General features: G+C 58.8%; 16 protein-coding genes. 2 read left to right on the top strand and 14 right to left on the bottom strand.

Features of this window, described 5'->3' with window-relative positions:
- Window positions 1–3: 3 nt before the first annotated feature.
- The 11 genes from AC07V8_RS02435 to AC07V8_RS02385 form a co-directional block, all read right to left on the bottom strand.
- Window positions 4–864: a type II secretion system F family protein gene (locus AC07V8_RS02435; protein ID WP_211440851.1), complete on the bottom strand. Its 861-nt coding sequence runs from the start codon at window positions 862–864 to the stop codon at window positions 4–6.
- Entirely contained in the window at window positions 857–2,692 is a 1,836-nt protein-coding gene (locus AC07V8_RS02430; RefSeq protein WP_494676810.1) for a TadA family conjugal transfer-associated ATPase, read from the bottom strand. The genes AC07V8_RS02435 and AC07V8_RS02430 overlap by 8 nt, the downstream gene beginning before the upstream one ends.
- Before the next feature lie 3 nt (window positions 2,693–2,695).
- Window positions 2,696–3,952, bottom strand: coding sequence for a type II and III secretion system protein family protein (locus tag AC07V8_RS02425; protein WP_494676811.1), 1,257 nt, complete (start codon window positions 3,950–3,952; stop codon window positions 2,696–2,698).
- Between the two features lie 84 nt (window positions 3,953–4,036).
- Window positions 4,037–5,092, bottom strand: a complete 1,056-nt coding sequence (gene cpaB, locus AC07V8_RS02420) for a Flp pilus assembly protein CpaB (RefSeq protein WP_494676812.1) — start codon at window positions 5,090–5,092, stop codon at window positions 4,037–4,039.
- Between the two features lie 27 nt (window positions 5,093–5,119).
- On the bottom strand, window positions 5,120–5,332 hold the full coding sequence (locus AC07V8_RS02415; RefSeq protein WP_211440847.1) for a hypothetical protein: 213 nt from the start codon (window positions 5,330–5,332) through the stop codon (window positions 5,120–5,122).
- Between the two features lie 88 nt (window positions 5,333–5,420).
- Window positions 5,421–6,089, bottom strand: a complete 669-nt coding sequence (locus AC07V8_RS02410; RefSeq protein WP_494676813.1) for a hypothetical protein — start codon at window positions 6,087–6,089, stop codon at window positions 5,421–5,423.
- A gap of 7 nt (window positions 6,090–6,096) precedes the next feature.
- Window positions 6,097–6,882, bottom strand: coding sequence for a TadE family protein (locus AC07V8_RS02405; RefSeq protein WP_494721444.1), 786 nt, complete (start codon window positions 6,880–6,882; stop codon window positions 6,097–6,099).
- A gap of 35 nt (window positions 6,883–6,917) precedes the next feature.
- Entirely contained in the window at window positions 6,918–7,736 is an 819-nt protein-coding gene (locus tag AC07V8_RS02400) for a hypothetical protein (RefSeq protein ID WP_494676815.1), read from the bottom strand.
- Complete coding sequence (locus AC07V8_RS02395) at window positions 7,727–9,103, bottom strand: pilus assembly protein TadG-related protein (protein WP_494676816.1); 1,377 nt, start codon at window positions 9,101–9,103, stop codon at window positions 7,727–7,729. Before AC07V8_RS02395 ends, AC07V8_RS02400 begins: the two co-directional genes overlap by 10 nt.
- Before the next feature lie 89 nt (window positions 9,104–9,192).
- Window positions 9,193–9,450 (bottom strand): hypothetical protein, encoded by a 258-nt coding sequence (locus tag AC07V8_RS02390; protein WP_211442153.1) that lies wholly within the window; start codon window positions 9,448–9,450, stop codon window positions 9,193–9,195.
- Between the two features lie 275 nt (window positions 9,451–9,725).
- Window positions 9,726–9,911 (bottom strand): hypothetical protein, encoded by a 186-nt coding sequence (locus tag AC07V8_RS02385; protein WP_494676817.1) that lies wholly within the window; start codon window positions 9,909–9,911, stop codon window positions 9,726–9,728.
- Here AC07V8_RS02385 and AC07V8_RS02380 point away from each other — a divergent pair.
- Both AC07V8_RS02380 and AC07V8_RS02375 read left to right on the top strand, forming a co-directional pair.
- Window positions 9,904–10,788 carry an OmpA family protein gene (locus tag AC07V8_RS02380; RefSeq protein ID WP_494676818.1) on the top strand — a complete coding sequence of 295 codons (885 nt, stop codon included), beginning with the start codon at window positions 9,904–9,906 and terminating at the stop codon, window positions 10,786–10,788. The genes AC07V8_RS02385 and AC07V8_RS02380 overlap by 8 nt on opposite strands.
- A gap of 19 nt (window positions 10,789–10,807) precedes the next feature.
- On the top strand, window positions 10,808–11,278 hold the full coding sequence (locus AC07V8_RS02375) for a hypothetical protein (protein ID WP_494676819.1): 471 nt from the start codon (window positions 10,808–10,810) through the stop codon (window positions 11,276–11,278).
- Window positions 11,279–11,644: 366 nt separating this feature from the next.
- On the opposite strand, the gene pbpC is transcribed toward AC07V8_RS02375, so the two are convergent.
- The 3 genes from pbpC to AC07V8_RS02360 all read right to left on the bottom strand — a co-directional run bounded on the left by pbpC (window position 11,645) and on the right by AC07V8_RS02360 (window position 20,337).
- Window positions 11,645–13,852: a penicillin-binding protein 1C gene (gene pbpC, locus AC07V8_RS02370; protein ID WP_494677227.1), complete on the bottom strand. Its 2,208-nt coding sequence runs from the start codon at window positions 13,850–13,852 to the stop codon at window positions 11,645–11,647.
- Between the two features lie 101 nt (window positions 13,853–13,953).
- Entirely contained in the window at window positions 13,954–19,773 is a 5,820-nt protein-coding gene (locus AC07V8_RS02365; protein WP_494676820.1) for an alpha-2-macroglobulin family protein, read from the bottom strand.
- A gap of 120 nt (window positions 19,774–19,893) precedes the next feature.
- Window positions 19,894–20,337 carry a hypothetical protein gene (locus AC07V8_RS02360; protein WP_494676821.1) on the bottom strand — a complete coding sequence of 148 codons (444 nt, stop codon included), beginning with the start codon at window positions 20,335–20,337 and terminating at the stop codon, window positions 19,894–19,896.
- Window positions 20,338–20,402 lie beyond the last annotated feature (65 nt).

Here is a 20,402-nt window from a genome sequence, read left to right as displayed (position 1 = left end):
AGTTTAAACGTCAATGCGGACAATCTTGCGGATCAGGACAAAGCCGACCAGCTCCAGCAAAAAAATCACGAACAGCACGCCATATCCAAGCCAGCTGTTGAACAGCGGGTGCATGGCTTCCGGCTCCATCTCGGACAGTACCCACATCAGGAACAATGGCAGGCAACCGACGATCAAGCCTTGCAGCTTGCCTTGCGATGTCAAGGCGTCGATCTTGTCTTCCATGGCCAGTTTCTTGCGCATGGTGTCGGCCAGGCGCTCCAGCGACTCAGTGAGATTGCCGCCCACTTCCCTGGCGATGCGCATGCTGGTGGTAAACATGGTGTACTCCTGCGATTCGGCGCGTACTTCCAGCTCATTGAGCACATCGTCCAGCCCCACGCCCATGCGCAGTTTGCGCACCACCAGGCCGAATTCCTGGCTGGAAGGTTTCGGCAACTGTTCCGCCAGCAAGCCGAGTGATTGCGTCAGGCTCATGCCGGAACGCAAGGCGCCTACCAGCGCATCCAGGCTGTCAGGGAGTTGCCGCACCAGCTTTTTATGGCGCTTCTTTTTGAGCCTGTTATGCACCAGGGTCGGACCGAACAGGCAAGCGGCCGCAGCCGCCAGCGCCATCAGCGGATTTCCGGTAATCAAAAAGACCAATAGCGGCAATATCACGGTCGCGCCTATACTGATTTTCAGCAAGCGTCCGCTATCCAGGAAAATGAACAGCTCGGACAGCTGGGCGCTGGTGGAGTCCAGCACCTTGTCACGATAGCTGTCCGCCATTTGCCGGCCGGCGGCAGACACGCCAATCACCAGCAGCGCCGCCGTCAGCGCAAAGCCTAGTCCGATGATTGCGGGAATCAGCCAGTTATCCATTTACCGAATGACCTGTTGAATGGCGTGCATCAGTGCCTGGCATCGGCCGTTCTTCAAAAATCGAAAAATCCGGATCGACGCCGTAGGAACGCAATTCTTCGTAGAAGGTCGGGACATAGCCGCATGGCGTGAAATATCCTCTGACCTTGCCGTTTTCATCGAAGCCCAGGCGCTGATAACGGAAAATTTCCTGCATCTGTATCATGCCGCGTTCCATGCCCGTCACCTCGGTAATGCTGGTGACCTTGCGGGTGCCGCATGCGAATCGGGTCTGCTGCACGATGATTTGCACGGCGGAAGCCATCTGCTCCCGGATCGCCGTGATCGGCAAATCCATGCCGGCCATCAGCACCATCACCTCAAGACGCGACAGCATGTCGCGCGGAGAGTTGGCATGGCCGGTAGTCAGCGAGCCGTCATGCCCGGTGTTCATCGCCTGCAGCATGTCCAACGCTTCGCCGCCCCGGCACTCGCCGACGATAATCCGGTCCGGCCGCATCCGCAGCGCGTTTTTTACCAGCTCGCGAATCGAAACCTGGCCGCGGCCCTCGACGTTGGCCGGGCGCGCTTCCAGCGTGACAAGATTGTCGTGATAAAGCTTCAGTTCGGCGGCATCCTCGATCGTCACGATCCGTTCGAATGGCGGGATGAGATTGGAAATCACGTTCAGCAGCGTGGTCTTGCCGGAACCGGTGCCGCCGGAGATAACGATATTCTTTTTCTGTTCCACGCAGATCTTCAGGAACTCAACCATGGTCGCATCCACCGAATCGTATTTGACCAGATCTTCGATCTGCAAACGGCGCTTGGCGAATTTACGAATCGAAATCGACGGTCCCTTGAGCGCAATCGGCGGAATCACGATATTCACCCGCGAGCCATCTTTTAGACGGGCATCGCAGAGCGGCGAGGATTCATCGACTCGCCGTCCGATCGGCGAAACAATCCGCTCGATCACACCCATCAACGCCTTTTCGCTGCTGAAGGCGATATCCGAACGGCGCGTCTGGCCGGAGCGTTCGATGAAAATGTCCTGTGCGCTGTTGACCATGATTTCTGTCACAGAATCATCTGACAACAGGCTTTCAAGAACACCCAGGCCGACCGCTTCATTCAGGACGAATTCCGCCAGTTCCTTTTTATTGGTCCCGGCCGGCAAGGCAACCTTCTCCATCAATTCCCAGATCAGCTTGCTGGCCATCGTCCTCAGCTCGAGGTCGGCCATCCGCGTCACGTCCTGGCGCCGCAAATCCAGCGTCTGGATCAGTTCGTTATGCAGCAGGCCGGCTTGTTTCGACAGCGCCAGCTGGTAACTGCGATCCTCTTCAAGCGCCCTTGATTGTGCCGTACTGACGGGCTCAGCATCATGCTGCGGATCAAGCGCGCCAAAGGCCGCAGGCTGATGAGCGGCCGCAGCCGGGCGTATCGTTTTTGGCGTCGCGGGAGGCGGCGCCTCCGCAACTGCGGCCCCGCCTGCCGCGGCCGGCATTTCCATAGCCGGTAGCGATTTGTGCACGCCGCCGTCGCCATGTTTTATCGCACCCAGCGATTTGACGCGCAAGATCTGGCCGCAGATGCTGATCGAGTCGTCGACTCTCAGCGGCCCATAGCGCACGATGCGTTCGCCATTGACAAACACGCCGGAAGCGCAGCCCATGTCAATCACGCTGACAGGACCGTCGCCGTCGAAAGCGATCTTCGCCGCCTTGCGCCCCGCCGCAGCTGGCAGCGGAATCAGCGAATCGCCTTGGCCGCTCAGAATGACCGTGGCGCTGACGATATGATCCAGGACGCGCCCATCTGGATTTTTCGATTCGATGACCAGCATAATTCAATCCGTCACGGTTAATTTGGCAGGCAGGTTCGGCATCGGCGCGTTGTCGCGCAACTTCTTGTCGAACTGGTACAGGTTTTCCGAATTCAAATCCTTCGGACCAGGCACGCGCGCCGGCGTCGGCGTGATCAACCGCGGCGTGATGATGATGGCTACTTCACGCGTTTGTTTGTCGTCATTCTTGTTGCGGAACAAGCCCCCAAGCAACGGCACGTCGCCCAGCAGCGGCACCTTCTGCGTGTCCTTCGACGTCTGGTACGAATACAAGCCATTGAGCACCACTGTCTCGCCCTCCCGGGCATTGAACTCTGCCGTGGTCTTACGTTTCAGAAGGCCTGGAATGTCGCGAATCGTCACCGACCGATCAATGCTGCTTACCTCGACATCAACTTTGGCATAAATAACGCCGGAGCTATCCGCAACCGGGGTTACCTCTGCAATGATTCCATACTCCTTGAATTCCACCGTGGCCTGGCCAAATGTCCCTATCACTGGCAGCGGTATCTCACCACCGGCGATGAATTTTGCCGTACTGCCGCTACGCGTCGTCAGATTCGGCGCTGCCAGCATCGTTGCTTCGCCATCCTGGACAAGTACGTTGATTTTCGACGTAATCACTGAGGCCATGGAAACGAATCCCTTCGGCGGCCACACTTTCAACGGGAAATTTTCGCCCAAGGAAACACCGGTGGTGCCCGGATCGGGGGTGTAACGGAACAGCGAATTGCCTATCGGATCGGCAATCACGCCTGCAGCCGGACCGTTTATCTTGGAATCCCAGGCGATGCCCAGCGAGCTTGACCCTTTGTTGGTCAATTCAAGCACCTTGAATTCGAGATAGATCATCTTTTCCCAACCGACCTTGCCGACAAAATTCACCACTTCCTTGTACATATCGGCAATTGCCTTGACCCGTTCCTGATTGGCGTCGCTCACCATGTCGCCTTCCAGCACAATCTTGTTGCCGGCGATCCGAGCCGTGACATTGTCGACATGGGTCAGCAGTTTGTTGATGTCGTCCAGCTTCTTTTTCATGCTGGAATCGATCACGTTGAAGGTACTGACCTGTTCGCTGCCATCCTTCAGCCACAGGTGCAGGGTGGACGAGCCTTCCTTTTCGGCGATCACCAGCAACTGCTTGTTGTCCATGGTGGTGACCGAGATGACGCTGCCGTTGCCGATGGCGATCCGGCTCACGTCAATAGGAAATACCTTGGCCTCCCCTGCAAACATTTCCAGATCGGCTGGCAACACGCCTTTGACGGCAGCAACTGAGAATACGGGCGCAAGCGCGCAAAGAAAACATACAAGAAATCTGATCACGTCGGTCTTTCGTTCTTATCGAGGAAATAGTTTTGTAGATTTGTTTGACGAAGCTTCAGGAACCGGCGCGATGCCAAGGCGGCTCCTTACATCATAGGATCGGCCGCTGCCGCCAGTCGACGCGGTGGTTGGACTGGTAGCGGCTGCCAGCATGCTTTGGCCGAACGCTTCCGCCTGCGTTTTCTGGATGCCATTGCCGGTTCCGCCGGTAATGATTTCAACGAAATTGCCGCGCCCCGCGATCGGCTGGTCCGCCACTTTCTTGAAAGTCACCTCATCCAGCGGAGTAGATGAAAAGGAAGCGGTATCGTCGGCATTGCGCAGTACAGCCGTCAGGTTGCCGAGTTTCTGGGCAATCAAGACTTTTTCCGCCTGGTCCGGGCTTACCTTGAGGGTTACGGTCGTGAAGTCCTGATTCTCTTCACGTTCCTTGCCATCTTCCGTTTTCACGATGCGCTTCTTGGTCATCTTCCCTGTAGCCAGCACCGGCACCGCCTGCAGCAGCGGCCTGACATGTGTCAGCTCCTTGGGGCCGGATTCGGCACCGGGTGCAGCGCCAGCGCTGGCCGATGAGGTTTGCGGCTGGTATGAGTTTTCGGTCAGTCCCTTCCCTGTGAAGATCAGGTCAATGATGTCGCCCGGCACCACCATGCCCGAGATCGAACTGATTTCATCCACCGGAAAAGTGATCGCGCGTTCGCCTTTCGCCACGGTGGTGGACAACGGCGGGCGGTCAGAGCGTTCCAGGGAACCACGGTCCACCGGGTCGCCCGGCTGCAGCGCGGTCACCACTCTCTGTCCGCTGACCAGGTCCAGGTCGTTCGGCTGCAGCACATTGCTCGACAGATAGCGCACCGGGATCTTGCGCACGGCAAGATTGTCCGACGACAGTACGCTGCCGGGCGCGATATCGACCGCAGCGACGATCACCTGCTTGGTTTCATATTGCCCCGCCAGTTTCTGTTCTGCCTGGGCCAGATAGTTACGTAAATAGTACTGAGCGCCGACGAAGCATAAAACTCCGAGAGCGACCGCACCGCCGAGCAGCATAGTGTTTTTTGATATCTTCAAGGAAGCAACTTCTTTTCAATAAAAAAATTAAAGGACGGAAGTCAGGAAACTGAAACCGCGAAAAAAATTTCTAAAAGCAAAAGCTAGAACTTCGGCCGGCGTCTTGCCCACGAATTGGGGCACGCCGACATCTGGCATCGGAATGAACATCACTATCGCTACCACGGTGACAATCAATATGTACTCCATGATCGCCTGCCCGCCTTGCGCCCGCGGCGAGCAACATTTATGAAATTTCATTTCCAGTCCAATAAAAAACAGCAGTGCAACCGCCTCGCGGCGTCGCTCATCGGTCTATCGGAAACCATGCCGGCCAAGCCGCCTGCGTTCAGCGCTTTGACATGGTGACGGTATTCATCATGACGACAGCGCCACCCTCATCCGGCGTCAGCGCCGCATCGAAATCCTGGTTGCCCTTGTCGGCCGCCAGGCGCGTGCCGGACGCCGTTTTACGGCGTTCCTGGACTTTCCAGCCATTGGCGCGCAAGGTGTTCTCCAGCACGCTGGCGGTGGCGTCTACCGAGCGTTTCGATACTGCCGTCACCTGCTGCGACTTCATCTCGGAGTCCGTCGATTCAAGCACCGAAAGAGTCTGCAGCCCGCTCGGCAGGCGCAGCTGCAGCACCGGCTCACGCATGCGCTGCGGCGAGGTCAGCGCAAGGTAGCCCTCAATCTGACCATCACCGGCATTGCGCACCTGGACGCTGCGGTGCTCATCGCCCAGCCCCTGGTTCAGTACAGTCCATGTGCCCAGCGTGCTCCTTTTTACGTTGGCGCCGCCAGGATTGCGCTCCCAGGCGTCTTGAAATTGCTTGAGCAACTGCTCGGCCGGCTGCGTGGTGATGAAGTAACGGATATTCATCGGAATGCCGTTCAGCCGCATTTCCGAGCCGACGCTTTGCAATTGCAGACTATCGGGCGAATCCAGCCATCCGGCATGTGCCGAGCTGCAGCACAGCAGCAGACAAAAGCAGCAACGCAGTAAATGATTTTTCATGATCGAATTAAAAGCAACCGGCGGTCGATTGATACATCGGTATATTGCGGGCGCCTGGCCCCAAGCGATCGGCCGGGACGATATCCGGGCAAATCTCTCCTGGATCGAATTTATTGAAGCTAGGCTCGATGATCGAGAGTGCCCATTTAAGCGGGTCAAGCACTGGCTTGATTTTTTCAAATATGGCAGTCGGGGCGAAACTGCGTGTCCGCATGGCCGCCTGCTGGGGACCGCTTGCGTCCCAGCTATCCGTGACCAGGGCATTCGATTCGCGCAAGGTCAGGTTGAGTGTATTCAGGGGGGCAGGAAGCGAACTGACATCGGCCAGCTTGACACTTACCTGACTGGTATAAAAACCTCCTGTATTCAGTTTTTCGCCGCCGGTCAGGGAACCGATTGCGCCGGTCAGCGAATTGAGCACGCTGTCGATGGTCGATGCCGCCTTGCCGGGGAGAGGTCCCTGAGAGGTGCTGACCGAAACGTCGCCCGGCCGGGCAATCAGCCGGCTTTGATTACGATGGTCAAGCCATTCCGAGCTTTGGCTCTGCCAGGCGGCATTGTCCGCCAGACCGTCAGTGGCTTTATATGCATTGCGATTCCAGCTAAAAAGACGGGCGCGAGTCTGTTGCTCTATCCTGGCGTCAGCATAGCCAGGTGGATGAACAGTACGCTCCCACGCCGCATAGCGTGCGGCTTGAATGGTCGATGCCTGGATATCGTGAAACTTGCCCAGGTACCAGATGCCCAAAAACAAGGCAATCATGACTCCTGACACAACGACCATCTCTACCATCGCCTGGCCTCGCTGGCCGTTTCGGCTCCGCGTTTTCATTGTGTGTAGCTTTCCGCCTTAAAGCGTTTGGAAATCCCCTCCGTCAGTTTGCGCACCGACACCGGTTCCGTGATCACGACATACTGAAAGCGCGGATCATTGCCAGCCGGACGCGCTTTTGAATACAGCGTGATGGCTTGCCGATCCGCTTCGGTCAGCACGCCATCCTTTTCATAGACACACATCTCCAGCAGGGAGCCGTCAGCCAGCATCGGATGGGATTTTGGCCAGCAGCGCAGGTTGACGCCGTTCACGGTGCGACGCTCGCTGAACTGCGACGTCTCGCCAGACGCCGAAGAAGCCGCAGCAAAACCACCTGCGCCTGTTGTATCGACAGTCGTCTTGCCATCCTCGCCAACATTGATATCTGTCTGCTTGCCGTCGTGCACAAGCGTGACGTTATAAGCCTTGCTCGGCGTAATACGGTATTCGCAACCCCGTTCCGGCGTGATCGTCGAGGTGTCGGCGCTATAAAGAGCTTCGGTTTTCCGCATGAATGATTTGCCGTCAGTGACGACGGTAATTCTCTGTGTTGCATAATCGGCCGGGGTCTTGGGAAAAGGCTTGACCGGAATATGCTGCAGTTCAGCTATCGTGGCGCATAATTTGTACGCTGTTTCCTTGACTACCTGGAACGGACCATCTGGCGGTTCCGGCCGCTCCAGCTGCACCAGCTCATAAGCACTGCCAGCCGCTATCACAGGTTCTCCGGCGGATGACGCGCTTTGTCCGCAGCCACCCAGAACCAGTGCAGCAACCAGCATGGATGCGCTCAGATGTGGCCAAGGCCATTTGGTTTTTTCGCTTAACTGCATGAACCACTCCCATCGACAATTGCTGCCACCGGCGCCAAACCTTTCAGACCGTCGACGATGCCCCGCGACAGCGCGCTATTTGTCGCCAGCGATGCTCGCCAGTAAGGATTGAATAGACTTGGATACTCGACGCCGCCCGGGCGGTCTGCGCCATAGGGACGGGAAAAGCGCACACAAGCGGTAGAAAGCGCATATACGCCAGTATTCCCACCCGCAAAATTAGGGGCTGGATCGACAATCCTGCCGTCATGCAAGATTGCCTTGCCCTGGATAGCTGGATCATCGGAAGTTTTTATTTGTGCTTTGTTGACGACGACCTCTACCACGAAAGGCACATGCAAATCGGCATCCTTCACCTTTGGATTCTTGATATCCCGATAATTGGGAAAGGGGCTTTGGATATTTTTTGCATTCTTGCCATTGGCTTCGGCTTGCGCAAGCCGTCCATCAATCGAATTCCAGTCGTTGGTTGTACCGTGCGCGCCAATCTTGCTAACCTTATTCGGGTTGTAGCCCTGCGCCCCTCCCCATCCCATCGGCACGGTAGCCAGCCAGCCCTTGGGCGTCCATCCTGTTTGCAAGCGCGACGAATCGAGTCCCTTCCAAGCATCAAAATCAATCAGATCGGTACCGCCCTGCTTGCGAAACTCGAAGATAAACGGAAATCCTGTGCCCCAGTCGCGCGACTGGGTAAACCCGTCGCGCGACGCCAGCGTTACTTCGCGCAAGCGCGTGCGCCTGTCGGTGTTGACTCTGCCGCCGCGCGTACCGATATAGCTATCGGTCAATGCGGTCCACGCCAAGGTATTTTTAGCGAACAGCTCAATCTCTGCATTGCTCACTTGCGCACCGTTTTTCAGGGCGACGTTTCTCGCAAGATCCTGCGCCACCAATGTCCCCGAGGCGTTCATCGCAACTTGCGCCGGATAATAAACCTGGTTAATACCACGCAACAACGTCTCTGCCAAAGGCAAACTGGACTGCACGGCTTGATTCACACTTTTGATCACATTGCCGACTGCATTGACCGCGGCACCTAGATATGGCACCAGCTTCAGCAGGGCTGCCGGCCCGTTATTGATGAAATTATTAACGTAAGAAACCCACGACCGCAGGCTGACAGACTGCGCAATCGCCACTTCATTGGCGACCATGGCCCGGTTCGTATAAGCCTGGAAATTCAGGGTACGCGCTTGCCATACTGCGCCGCTATAGGCAGCGGCATCGGCAGCGTTCATGGCGCGCATTTTGGCGTTGGTGGTTTGTCCGCTATTGAAAGCGACCAGAAGCACGCTGACCAGGGCTGCGGCAAAGCCAAGAAACAGCACCAGCGTCTGTCCGCGTTGCAAAAAAATCCTGATGCGCATGATTCAATGCCTTTTTTTCAATTGACAAGAACGCAAATAAACCGATGCAGCCTGAGCTGCTGGCCGCACCGGTTTCACTACGGGGGGGATTACTTCTCGAAGGACTTCAGATCTTTCGTCTTGCTACCTTCGTTTTGAGCGGTAGTACCTGCAGTTGTCACGGTAGTACGCACTCCGGCAGCAGAACCGCCTGCCAGGGTTTGAGCTGCAGCGGCAGTCTGACCGCGAACGACACCACCGAATGCTTGATAAACGCCGATGGCGGCGATTGCAATCAGTGCAACGATAATGATGTACTCAGTCATACCTTGGCCCAGCTGACGCGACAGCAATTTGCGTTGTTGCATAATTTCCCCTTGATTTTGAACTACAATAAAGTTGCTTAAAAAAAAGTTTCCCTGCGACAGCAAATGCATTTTAGCAATCATTTTTTGCGTAGTCATTACATACGTTTACATTTTCTTACATAAAAAAACATGTTTACAGGAAACTTTTCCGGGTATTTTTAGTCAGTCGATCATTGTTTTTCACTCTGAACATTAAGGTAACTTCTTAACAAAATAGTTAGCAAAAAACATAAAATATCAGCCTGTTATTTGTTGCAAAACAGCAACGCTGGCTATCAAATTTCTGCAATTACTGTTATCAATACGAAAATGCCTTCAAATTTAAAAATCGCCTTCGCCCTCTCCTTGTGCCTCTCCGTTTCCTTGTTTGGATGCAAACGCAAAGAGAATGCCCCGCAGGCCGGAGCGGCAAATGCCGCCACCATAGCGCCGTCACATACAGTCGATACACCGGTGGACACTGGTGTCGCCAAAGCCGGATTCAGCCTCGACAGTGTCCCGCTTTCCAGCATCCCGCTGCCGCCATTTCCTTACCTCGACTGGCCGCAGAATCTTGCCGAAGGCGGGCGTTTCAGCGACAAATCTGATTTCGACCGGACTTATGTGGTTGCCGGCGATCAGCTGCGCGCCGTGGAAGGACGCATAGAAAGCCGCCACTTCTCAGACGCCGACGCGCAATTGACCCCGCTGGCGTCGCAGCGCAACTATGAAACAGCCATCAAGGCTCTCGGCGGCGTCAAGGTAAACACTGTGCTGCCAAGCGATCCAGCCCTGGTCGCAGCGAATGGCGGCGATCTCGGCGACCTTATCGTCAACAAGCTGGGCCTCAAGGACTATGTCAATGCCTATGAGGCTTACCTGATCAGGACACCAGGGAAAAATGTATGGATTACGGTGACAACCAGTAGCAATTCAACCCAGATCACCGCAATCGAAGAGAAGGCAATGCAGCAGCAGGTCGCCTTTGCGACAGCCGACGCCATGCAAAGCGAATTGAATGCCAAGGGCCATATCGCCCTCTATATCAATTTCGACACCGACAAGGCTGTGATCAAGCCAGACGGATTGACGGCGGTGGACGAGATCGGGAAGCTGCTGACGCAAGCTCCAACCCTCAAGTTGTCGGTAGAGGGGCATACCGACAACAGCGGCAATGCTCAACATAACAAAACTCTTTCGCAGCAGCGCGCAGAAGCGGTCGTAACGACCTTGCTGTCCAAGGGCATCGCCAAAGATCGCCTGAGCGCCATCGGCCTGGGAGCAGACAAGCCGATTGCCGACAATAGCAGCGACGATGGCCGTGCCAAGAATCGCCGCGTGGAACTGGCCAAACAATAATTAGCCTGTTCCGATAACGATGCCATATTCCCTGCCATATGGCATCGTCACGCTATCCCCTTTTTTAACCAAAATGACTCTCGAAATGCACTCATATAAATTCAGCTTGCTCTGCCTGGCTATGGTCGGCGTTTTCAACTCCAGCATGGCAAATGCGCAGCAAACCTCTTTTCGCGTCAACGCTACGGAAGAAAAGAAAAATGCAATCGTGAACGTGGACCATGGCATGGTCGCAGCCCTCGGCCAGGCAACGACTCTTAACGGCATCGTCGGCACAACCAAAGACTTCAAGGGCCAGGAAATACCGGCCTATGTGGTATTCGACCACTCGGTACCGGAAGCCAAGCTGATGGCGCTTGCCTCTTTCCAAGGACACCTGGCCGGATCGATGAACTGTCAACTCATTCGCCTCGGAAGCAGCCCCGACATCCCGGCCGTCAAGGTCGCCGTGCTGGCGCAAAACTGCACGGTCAAAACGCTCAATCACTGATTCGCTTGTATTGATCCACCAGCTCCAAGCCCAGCCGTCACGGAAACAACGTGGCGGCTTCTCCCTTCTCACATTCGCCTGGATGCCGAATCCGTTAGTATCAGGAAATCCAATAGGAAGGGCTATTCTCAGTTTTAGACGCGAGTAATTTCCCCTACGCTGAGATCGCAACCATTCGCTAGTTTGCAGCTCATCGACTCGACGGTGAGTCTGGCAGCCACCGTTGAATGACCGCATTGTGGCGGCCTCTCGGTGGGGTTTGGGTCGTTTCCAGACGCTATCACATACAAAAAATGTCAGCTCGAATTTAATCCAATACAATTCAACGTCAGCAATCCGAATGGCGTTGCCGAACGCCTGTATCAATTACTTTTTCACGCGACGCCCAGCTTTCGGAGCCGCTTCTCGTTCAACGGCGCCACGCACCTCAAACCGGACCTGGTCCAGCACCGTCTGCTTGTCATCCAATAATTCCAGCACATGCCGCCCCGGCCATGGCATCCAGTCGAATGCAAGCTGCGGGTTTGGCGTATGCGCCTGCCGGCCATTCTTTTTCTTGCCGCCTTTAAGCGCCTCTTCCGGCATGGCCAGCAGCTTGCCGTCCAGCCGCCAGATGGCATTGGGCACGCCGCCTGCTTCAAACCGTATGCGCTGCCGCTCTGGCGGGATATCGGGGTCAAGCGCCACCAGCATGCCTGCCGTCGGATAGCGTATCGCAATGCCGATGTCGTCGGACTTCGCTGTCCTGATCAGCGCCTGCTCGGTGCCGGCCAGGAAATATTCCTGGCGCGGCGCTTCCAGCTTGTCTTGGTAGCTGATCTCCTGCGCTACCACGCCATCCGGCTTTTGCGGAATGGTCTGGCGCTGCTGGTCGCGTGTGTGCAGGTATTGCATGACTTCCTGCCAGATCGGCGCGGCGCCGGTGACGCCGGAGACGTCCCACATTGGCAGGCCAGAGGCGTTGCCGACCCAGACGCCGACGGTATAGCGGTCTGAATAGCCGACCGCCCAGTTGTCGCGCATGTCTTTCGAAGTACCGGTCTTGACTGCGGTCCAGACCCGCGTCGACAACGCATTCTCAAGGCCGAAGGTGCGGCTGCGGGCGCTGCGGTCGGACAGGATGTCGCCGATGATGAAGGCGGCGCCGGGGTCCATCGCCTTGCTCATTTTTACGGGCGGGTCGCTCAGCGAGGTCCGTATGCCGCTGTAGCGGCCCTGGTTGGCCAGCGCGCGATAGGCGTTGGTGAGCGCCAGCAGGCTGACGTCGGCGCTGCCCAGCGCCAGGCTGTAGCCGTAGTAGTCGCCGGATTCGCGCAGCTGGAAGCCGAGGCTTTGCAGGCGCTGGAAAAAAGCCGTCGGCGTCACCGTCACCAGGGTGCGCACCGCGGGAATATTCAGCGATGAACCGAGCGCGGTGCGCACGCTGACCAGGCCCTTGAACTGCTTGTCGTAGTTTTGCGGGATGTACAGGCCGCTGGCGGTCGGCAGGTTGATGGCGGCATCGTTGAGCAGCGAGGCGGCCGTCATCCATTTCTTTTCGATCGCCATCTCGTACAGAAAGGGCTTCAGGGTCGAGCCGGCCTGGCGCAAGGCCACCACGCCGTCGACCTCGGCGGCACTGGAAAAGGTGCTGCTGGAGCCGACCCAGGCCAGCACGTCGCCGCTGGCGTTGTCGATGGCGAGGATGGCGCCGTCCTGGATGTTGCGGTCGGTCAGCGCCGCCAGCTGCCGCTGCAGGGCGTCGGTGGCGACGCGTTGCACGCCGCCGTCCAGCGTCGAGCGCAGCGACTGTCCCGGCGTGCGCAGCAGCTTGCGCGCCAAATGCGGCGCCAGCTGCGGCGCGGTGGTGGTGACCACCACTTCGGAATTGGAGCCGGTGCGCGCCAAGGCCAGCAAGGTGAAGCTTTCCAGGTCCTTGCACTCCTGGCCGGCCTGCTGTTCCTGCAGGATGCGGCAAGCGCGTTCGGTGACCCGGGCCGGGGTGGCGTTGGGGCCGCGGATCAGGGCCACGGCGATCGCCGCTTCGCGCCGGCTCAGGCCGCCCGGATGCTTGCCGAACAAGACCCGCGACAAGGCATGGATGCCGACCAGTTCGCCGCGAAAGCTGACCAGGTTCAGATAGGCTTCCAGGATCTGGTCCTTGCGCCAGTTGCGCTCCAACAGCTGCGCCACCATCACCTGCGACAGCTTCTGGCTGAAGGAGCGCGGCGAATTGCGCCGCCGCAGGTCGTCGTCCAGCAAACCGGCCAGCTGCATGGTGATGGTCGAGGCGCCGCGGGTGCGGCTGTTCCACAGATTGCCCCAGGCCGCGGCCGCTACCGCATTCCAGTCGACCCCGCTGTGCTGGTAGAAGCGCCGGTCTTCCGAGGCCACCAGGGCGTTGCGCAAGGCGGGCGAGACGTCTTCCAGCGCCACCCAGGACAAGCGCCGCTCATGCGGATTCAGGCGGATCTGCTGCAGCAGCTGACCCTTGCGGTCATACAGGCTGGCTTCGGAGGAACGGAATTCCTGCTGGACGTCGGCGAATTTTTGCAGCGCGTGCGCCGGCGCGGCGCTCAAGGAAAGCAACAGCATCGCCGCAAGCGGCCAGCCTTTCAGAGATGGCAGACGGCCCCGGCTCCCAGGCGCCGCGATGTTTTTGCTGCGCGCGCCAGGAACCGTGCTTCGCTTCAATTTCACTTCACCGTCCATTTCGGATTAGGGAATTCGCCAAACATTTCCGGCGCATACATCGCCTCCACCCGGGTCGGCGGCAAGCTGAACTCGCCCGGATTGTTGAGGCGGAAGGTATAGGTCATGGTGAATTTCCCCTTAGGCACGTATTCATAGTAGCTGCGGAAAGACTCGAAGCTGCGCTCTTCATACGCCAGCCAGGCGCTGCCGCTGGGCCGTTCGCTGCTGGTGGCGATGGCCGAATCGCGGCCCAGGCCGGAGCCCAGCAAGGTGGCGCCAGACGGAATCGGATCGGTCGCCACCACCCAGGTCATGTCGGTCTGGGCGTCGATTTCCAGGTCGACCCGGTAGATATCGCCGCGGCTGTACTTGCCCTTTTCCTTTTGTTCGACCGGCACGATGTTCTTGGTGATCCGGTAACCGCTGGAGAACGGTTTCTTCAAAACCACTGCCGCCAGGCTTTGCACGGTCACCCATGGCGCACCGCTGCCGGCGTGGCTCAGCTTGAGCTCCGCCGGAGCGGCAGTAGCAGGCCATGGCAGTTGCAGCTTGCCGCCTTCCGCCGTAGCCGTCGGCCAGCTGAAGCTTTGGCTGTTGGCCACGGCGGCGCCCTGCTCCAGCGAGGCCTTGGTCACGCCGGCGACTTTTTCAGCCTCGAACTTCTGGCCGAATTTTTGCATGGCCAGGCTGCCCCAGACGTTGGCTGTGGTAGTCGCCCAGTGGCCGCGCGACTGCCGCTGGATGGCGCCGTTGATCAGCTTCGGCATGTCTTCCTTCCAGGCCGGATTGTCGAGCATGGTCAGCACCAGGCGGGTGGCGTTGACGTCGGCGCTGGCCATCAGCCACCACCAGTAGTCGTCGGTCTCGGTGGAGAAGCCCATGCGCGTGCCTTGGTAGTTCAGGCGGGCGCGGATGATCTGGTCGGCTTCGGCCAGGCGCTTGGCGCGGTCCGGGATGCTGGTGACCCGCTGCAGGATATTGATCCAGTCCAGCACAGCGGAGGTTGGCCACAGGTTGGGCGAGAGCTGGATCGAATCGAGCATGGCCGGGCGCACCCGGTCATAGCGCGACAGCGCTTCCAGCGCGGCCAGCTTGCGCACATCCAGATCTTTCTTCGGCGACCAGAAATCGCGTGTGATCTTGCCTTCGACGAAGGCAGCCAGGCCGTCCAGCATCTTGTCGCGGCTTTGCTGCGGTATCGCAAAGCCGGACTCTTGCGTGACTGCCAGCAGATAGGCGGTCAGGGTATCGCTGCCGCGCCTGGCATTGCTGGCGCTAGGCGGATAGTAGTAAGCCAGGCCGTCGCTGTCGAGATAGGTCGGCAGGTCGTTGGCCACCTTTTGCCAGGCGACGTCGTCGCGCAAGCCGATCGCGCGCGAGGTCTTTTGCTCCAGGCAGGAGAACGGATAGTTGACGAAATAGCGCCGCAAGCCCTCGCTGTTGCCGGCCAGCGAAGACGCCAGCGATACCGCCAGGCCGCCGCGACCCGGCAGGCCGTCTGCCGGCGGCGCCACCGCCATGCTGAACGGTTTGTCGAGCTGGAACATGGTGGCTTGCTGCACCGTCACCGGCACTGCCGGCACCACGCGCTGGGTGAACTTGATGGCGTCCTTGACCTTGGGCCCACCCTGCTCCTGCGCATTGATTTCCCACACCAGCTGCTTGGCGTCGGCCGGTACGGCCACCGCCCACACCAGCTCGCGCGATTCGCCAGCCGGGATGCTTACATCCTTGGCGGGCAGAGGCGCCGTCAGGCCGGCAGCCTGCGCGGTGGCGTTGACCTGCATGACGCGGGTGGTGGTGTTACGCACCGTCACCATGGCGCTGAAATCGTCACCCTCGCGCACCAGCGGCGGCAAGCCGGAGATCAGCTGCAGGTCCTGGGTGGAACGGATGCTGACGGCGCCGGTGCCGAACAGGCTGTCGCCGCTCTGCGCCACGGCGACGATCTTGAAGCTGGTCAGGGCGTCGTTGAGCGGCACATCGACCTGCGCGCGGCCATTGGCGTCCAGCACGATGACCGGCTTCCACAGCAGCAAGGTATCGAACAGTTCGCGGGTCGGCGACTTGCCGCCGCCGCCGCCGGCCGGTATCGCCTTGCGGCCGTAATGGCGCTTGCCCACCACCTGCATCTGCGCGGTTGAGGTTTCCACGCCGTAGCTGCGCCGTTGCAGCATGGCCTGCAGCAAGTCCCAGCTCTTGTTCGGCTCCAGTTCGAGCAAGGCTTCATCCACCGCCGCCAGGGCGATTTCAGCGCCGGCGGCCGGCTTGCCGCTCGGCAGGTTGACCTGGATGTTCACCTTGGCCGTCGTGCGGATGGCGTAGCTGGGCTGGTCGGCCTTGACCGTCACCGCCAGCTGGTTGGCGGCGCTGCCGACCGAGATTTCAGCGATGCCGAACTTGTAGGCCGGCTTGGCCAGGTCGACGGTGGCGCTTGGAGCCTGGTATTCCTTGAACTCATGCCACCAGTTCAAGGGCTCTTTCCAGCCCCAGGTAAAGAAGGAATACCACGGCACGTCGCGCATGCGCCCGCGCACCGCCAGCACCGAAACGAAGATGTTCGGTGCATAGCCGGCCTTGACCGGCAGGCTGAAGGTCGGGTCCTGGCCATTCAGCTGCAGCACCTGGGTTTCGACCACGCCTTCGCGTTCCACCGCCACCAGCACGGTGGCATAGCGGAACGGCATGCGCACCTGGAATTTGGCGGTTTCGCCCGGCTGGTAACTCTTCTTCTCCGGCAGGATGTCGATGCGGTCCTGGTTTTCGCCATCGAACCACAGCTCGCCCTGCTTGGTCACCCATACCGAGCTGGCGGCGACCGACACCTTGCCGCTGTCGTCCTTGCCCTTGGCCGTCAGTTCGATGTTGCCCGGCTCCGACAATTCCACGGTGCAGATCATCAAGCCGCGGGCGTCGGTTTTACCCGAGCACAATGAACCCAGGTCGGTGCCGGTGCTGGTGTTTTCATAGGCGTAGAAACCGCCGACCATGCGCTTGCGATGCGAGTTGGTGACCTTGGACGAACCGCTGATCTCAATCGGCACGCCGCTTTGCGGCTGGCCCGCGGCATTCAGGGCGACCGCAGTCAAGGTCAGCTTCTTCTTGACCGAGACCCACTCCCCGGCCTTGATGCCGACCACCACCGCCGCCGGCCAGACCGGGGTAACGCTCGACACGGTCTGGATTTCGCCATTCGGATCGGCGAAAGTCATTTCCGTCAGCAATTCCTTGGGCGCCGTGATCGCCGGCAAATCCTTCACCACGGTCTTGCCGCCGCCGTTCTTGTCCAGCGTCACCGGCAATTTGTCGGCGACGATCTTCTGGTCGTCGGCGCTGCTGTCTCCCTCGTTGCGCGCGGCGGAAAAGGAATAGCCGTCGTAGGCGGAAAAGCTCACGCCCTTGCTGCGCAGCAGGCTGGTGACGTGCACCGATTGGCCGGAAGCGCCGCCGCCGTTCAGGTAGTTCAACTGCACATCGAGCGGCACTTCCTTCGGCGCCACCAGGCTCTTCGGCGGCGTGATCCGGCCTTGCAGCAACGGCAGGCGGAATTCTTCGACCCGGAAGCTGCCGGTGCTGTAACTGCGGCGGCCGTGGCCTTCGTCATCGCCCTCGTCGGTACTCTCGCTGTCGCCATTCGCACTGCCGGCCTCGGCGACGTTTTTCGGCGTGCCGCTGTCGAGCATCACTTCATAACTGCCGAGCTTGGCTTCTTTCGGGATCTCGAACACGGTTTCCGCATTTTTCTGGCCGCGCCAGGTCAAGGCAAACTGGTACTCCTGGCCGCTGCCCTGATGGATGATGCGCACCCGGGTCGGCAGCTTGTCTTTCGCCAGCAGGCCGAAACCCTGCATGGTCTCGCTGCGGATCACGTGCTTCATCGACACCGTTTCGCCAGCGCGGAACAGGGTGCGGTCGAACACGGTATGGGCTCGCACGGTAGACGCCTTGTCGGTATCGGTCGGCAGGTTGAAGCGCCAGGATTCGATGCCGTTGTTCCAGGAAGTCAAGGCAAACGCCATGTCGGCGCGGCCCTTTTCATCGGTCTTGCGGGCGCTGACAAAGAAGCCGGAGATTTTCCCCGATTCGCCGTCGCCGCCGTTGCGGCAGACGTCGTCCGGAAATTCCGGCACCATGACGATGCCGGTCTTGTCGGTCTTGCCGCGCCACAGTTCGGTGCCGGTGCAATCGGAAATCCGCACATCGGCATCGCTCACCGGCTTGGCGTTATCGAGCGTGGTGACCCACACCGCGCCGTTCTGGCGGCCGATCTTGACATGCACCGACAAATTCGTCACCAGCGCGCTGGTGCGCACGAACATCGGCGCGGCCTTGCCCAGCAGTGCCGCACCCAGCTTTTGCGATTGCAGTTCGACCACATAGAAACCGGGATCCTTGAGCGGAATGCCGATCACTTCAAACGGCCGGATGCCGTCCTTGTTTTCCGGCGACTGCGGCAGCGCCAGGGTCTTGACCCCGGCCTGCTTGGCCAGGATGCCGATGCTGCGCGTTTCCACCGGCTTCTTGTTGATGGTGATGGTGCTCTCGTGATAGCGGTTGAGCTTGGTCAGCCAGGCGATGATGCTCTGGTCGTCCGTCACTTTGAGGTTGCTGACATTACCCGGATGGATCTTGCCGTCGGCGCTGCGCGCCACCATGCTGGCCTCGACGTTGCGCAGGGTGACCGGCAAGGTGGCGTCGGCGTTGAGTTCGATGATGCCGAACGGCGCCGAGGGGAATTTCGCCAGCGGCGGATAATCCGCCATGCGGGTTTTCATCGGGAAGGCGGCAGCGTTCGACAAGGGACGGCCGTTTTCATCCTGGAAGTCTTTCGGCAGCTCGATGCTGAGTTCCGACTTTTCCGCGAAAGGCGGATTGAAGGTCAGCTGCGTGACCGTATCTTCAGTGTCGGTCTTGTCAAAGAAAGGCTTGAGCTTGCCGTTGGCGCCGCTCAGCGTGACATTCTCCGCCAGCTTGCGCGGCACCGGCGAGGTAAACACCAGGCGCACAGGCAGAATCGGCGCGCAGGCCGCATTGGCATTTTCGCGCTCGCAGCTGAAGCTGGCGGTGAAGCTCGGCCGCACCTTGAACTTGAACACCTGCGGCTGTCGGCTGGCGATGCCGGAGGGAGTCGCCACGCCCTTGTCCCAGGTCAGGCTGACCGCGCTGTCGTTAGGCAGGCGCTGCTGGCACTGCAGCGTGCTGACACGCTCTGGATTGATTTTTTCGGCAAAATGCTCGAGCAGGTCCTTGCGCACCGTGCCGGCGATCAGTTTTACCGGGATCCGTTCATGCACGCCTTCCGCTTCGCAATACACATGCTGCAAGATGCTTTCGCTGGTCGCCGCGCCGTTCTGCACCAGGATGAAGATCTGCTCTTCCTCGATGCGCTCTCCCGATGGCATGACATTGATCACGGCAGGACCGCCGGTATTGAATTGAAAGCTGGTTTTACCGGACACCACGGCGCCGGACAATAACTTGAAGCCCGGCTTGAGCGTGAAGCTGCAGCGCGTGCCCGGCCCTATATCCTTGACGAAATCGTAGATCCAGTTGCGCTCATCGGCCCAGCGGCCGCTGCCGGCTTCGGCGCAGCTGATGTCGAAAGGCATCGGCGCCTTCGGATCGCCAAACTTGACGGCCGCCTCCGAAAAATTGACGCGCACCTGGCGCACCTGGGTGATGTCGCCCTGCGGAGAAAAGCTGTTGATGCTGGCGGCATGCGCCATCTGGCTGAACAGCATGGCTGCGAGCAGCGCAAGGATAAGCCGGCCGCTCGCTCGCAGGAAGCTGCGGGCGAAAAAAAACAGCCCCGGAAATTTCATGGCGCTGTTGCTTGCTGTTTTACGCTCGATTGCTTGTCGCATGGACGTCCTCAGACTAGGAAAACATGAAAACGGCAGCTTGCTGTGCGCTGCGCCGCTCTATTTTTAAAACCGACTGCCTCAGGACGAACGGCCCGCAAGCAGATTGACCAGCATGAACAGGCCGATCGCGCCGGCAATGAAGGCCCAGTACTGCATCTTGATGAAGAACAAAGAATGGTCCGGCTTCAAAATCACCTCGGCGCCAGTCTGCTTGTCGAGCAACACCCGGTTCTTCAGCGGCGAATTGAACTTGTTTCCGACCTGCCAGATCGCGCCTGCGGAAAGGAACATCCCGAGCACAGCGCCATAGGCTACCGATAAGCCGGCTTTTTCAAAAAGCACCGTCGTCAATACTACTATCAATGTCGTGATGGCTATCACCAACACGCCCCACCCCTTCCAGATCACAATCATTTCGTCGTCCTGTCTTAACGCTGTATTTAGGCGGATAAAAACTTCTGCCCCGAATAGGCGCAACGCAAAACCAGCCCTTTGCAGGCTGGCCCTGCAGTTTTGCGCCATTAATCTTGTTGCAATTTTTTTGTTGCGATTCTACAACTAATTACATGGGATCGCGACAACTATAT

The sequence above is a fragment of the Collimonas sp. GW821-FHT02H07 genome (assembly GCF_059421505.1).
This window is presented reverse-complemented; position numbering and strand designations above follow the sequence as displayed.

Excerpts from the sequence above, each read along its gene's own strand:
- AC07V8_RS02395 (WP_494676816.1), bottom strand. The coding sequence starts at position 9,103 with ATGCGCATCAGGATTTTTTTGCAACGCGGACAGACGCTGGTGCTGTTT.
- AC07V8_RS02365 (WP_494676820.1), bottom strand. The coding sequence starts at position 19,773 with ATGAAATTTCCGGGGCTGTTTTTTTTCGCCCGCAGCTTCCTGCGAGCG.
- AC07V8_RS02405 (WP_494721444.1), bottom strand. The coding sequence starts at position 6,882 with ATGGTAGAGATGGTCGTTGTGTCAGGAGTCATGATTGCCTTGTTTTTG.
- pbpC (WP_494677227.1), bottom strand. The coding sequence starts at position 13,852 with ATGCTGTTGCTTTCCTTGAGCGCCGCGCCGGCGCACGCGCTGCAAAAA.
- AC07V8_RS02430 (WP_494676810.1), bottom strand. The coding sequence starts at position 2,692 with ATGCTGGTCATCGAATCGAAAAATCCAGATGGGCGCGTCCTGGATCAT.
- AC07V8_RS02415 (WP_211440847.1), bottom strand. The coding sequence starts at position 5,332 with ATGAAATTTCATAAATGTTGCTCGCCGCGGGCGCAAGGCGGGCAGGCG.
- AC07V8_RS02375 (WP_494676819.1), top strand. The coding sequence starts at position 10,808 with ATGCCATATTCCCTGCCATATGGCATCGTCACGCTATCCCCTTTTTTA.
- AC07V8_RS02400 (WP_494676815.1), bottom strand. The coding sequence starts at position 7,736 with ATGCAGTTAAGCGAAAAAACCAAATGGCCTTGGCCACATCTGAGCGCA.
- AC07V8_RS02390 (WP_211442153.1), bottom strand. The coding sequence starts at position 9,450 with ATGCAACAACGCAAATTGCTGTCGCGTCAGCTGGGCCAAGGTATGACT.
- AC07V8_RS02410 (WP_494676813.1), bottom strand. The coding sequence starts at position 6,089 with ATGAAAAATCATTTACTGCGTTGCTGCTTTTGTCTGCTGCTGTGCTGC.
- AC07V8_RS02435 (WP_211440851.1), bottom strand. The coding sequence starts at position 864 with ATGGATAACTGGCTGATTCCCGCAATCATCGGACTAGGCTTTGCGCTG.
- AC07V8_RS02360 (WP_494676821.1), bottom strand. The coding sequence starts at position 20,337 with ATGGCGCAAAACTGCAGGGCCAGCCTGCAAAGGGCTGGTTTTGCGTTG.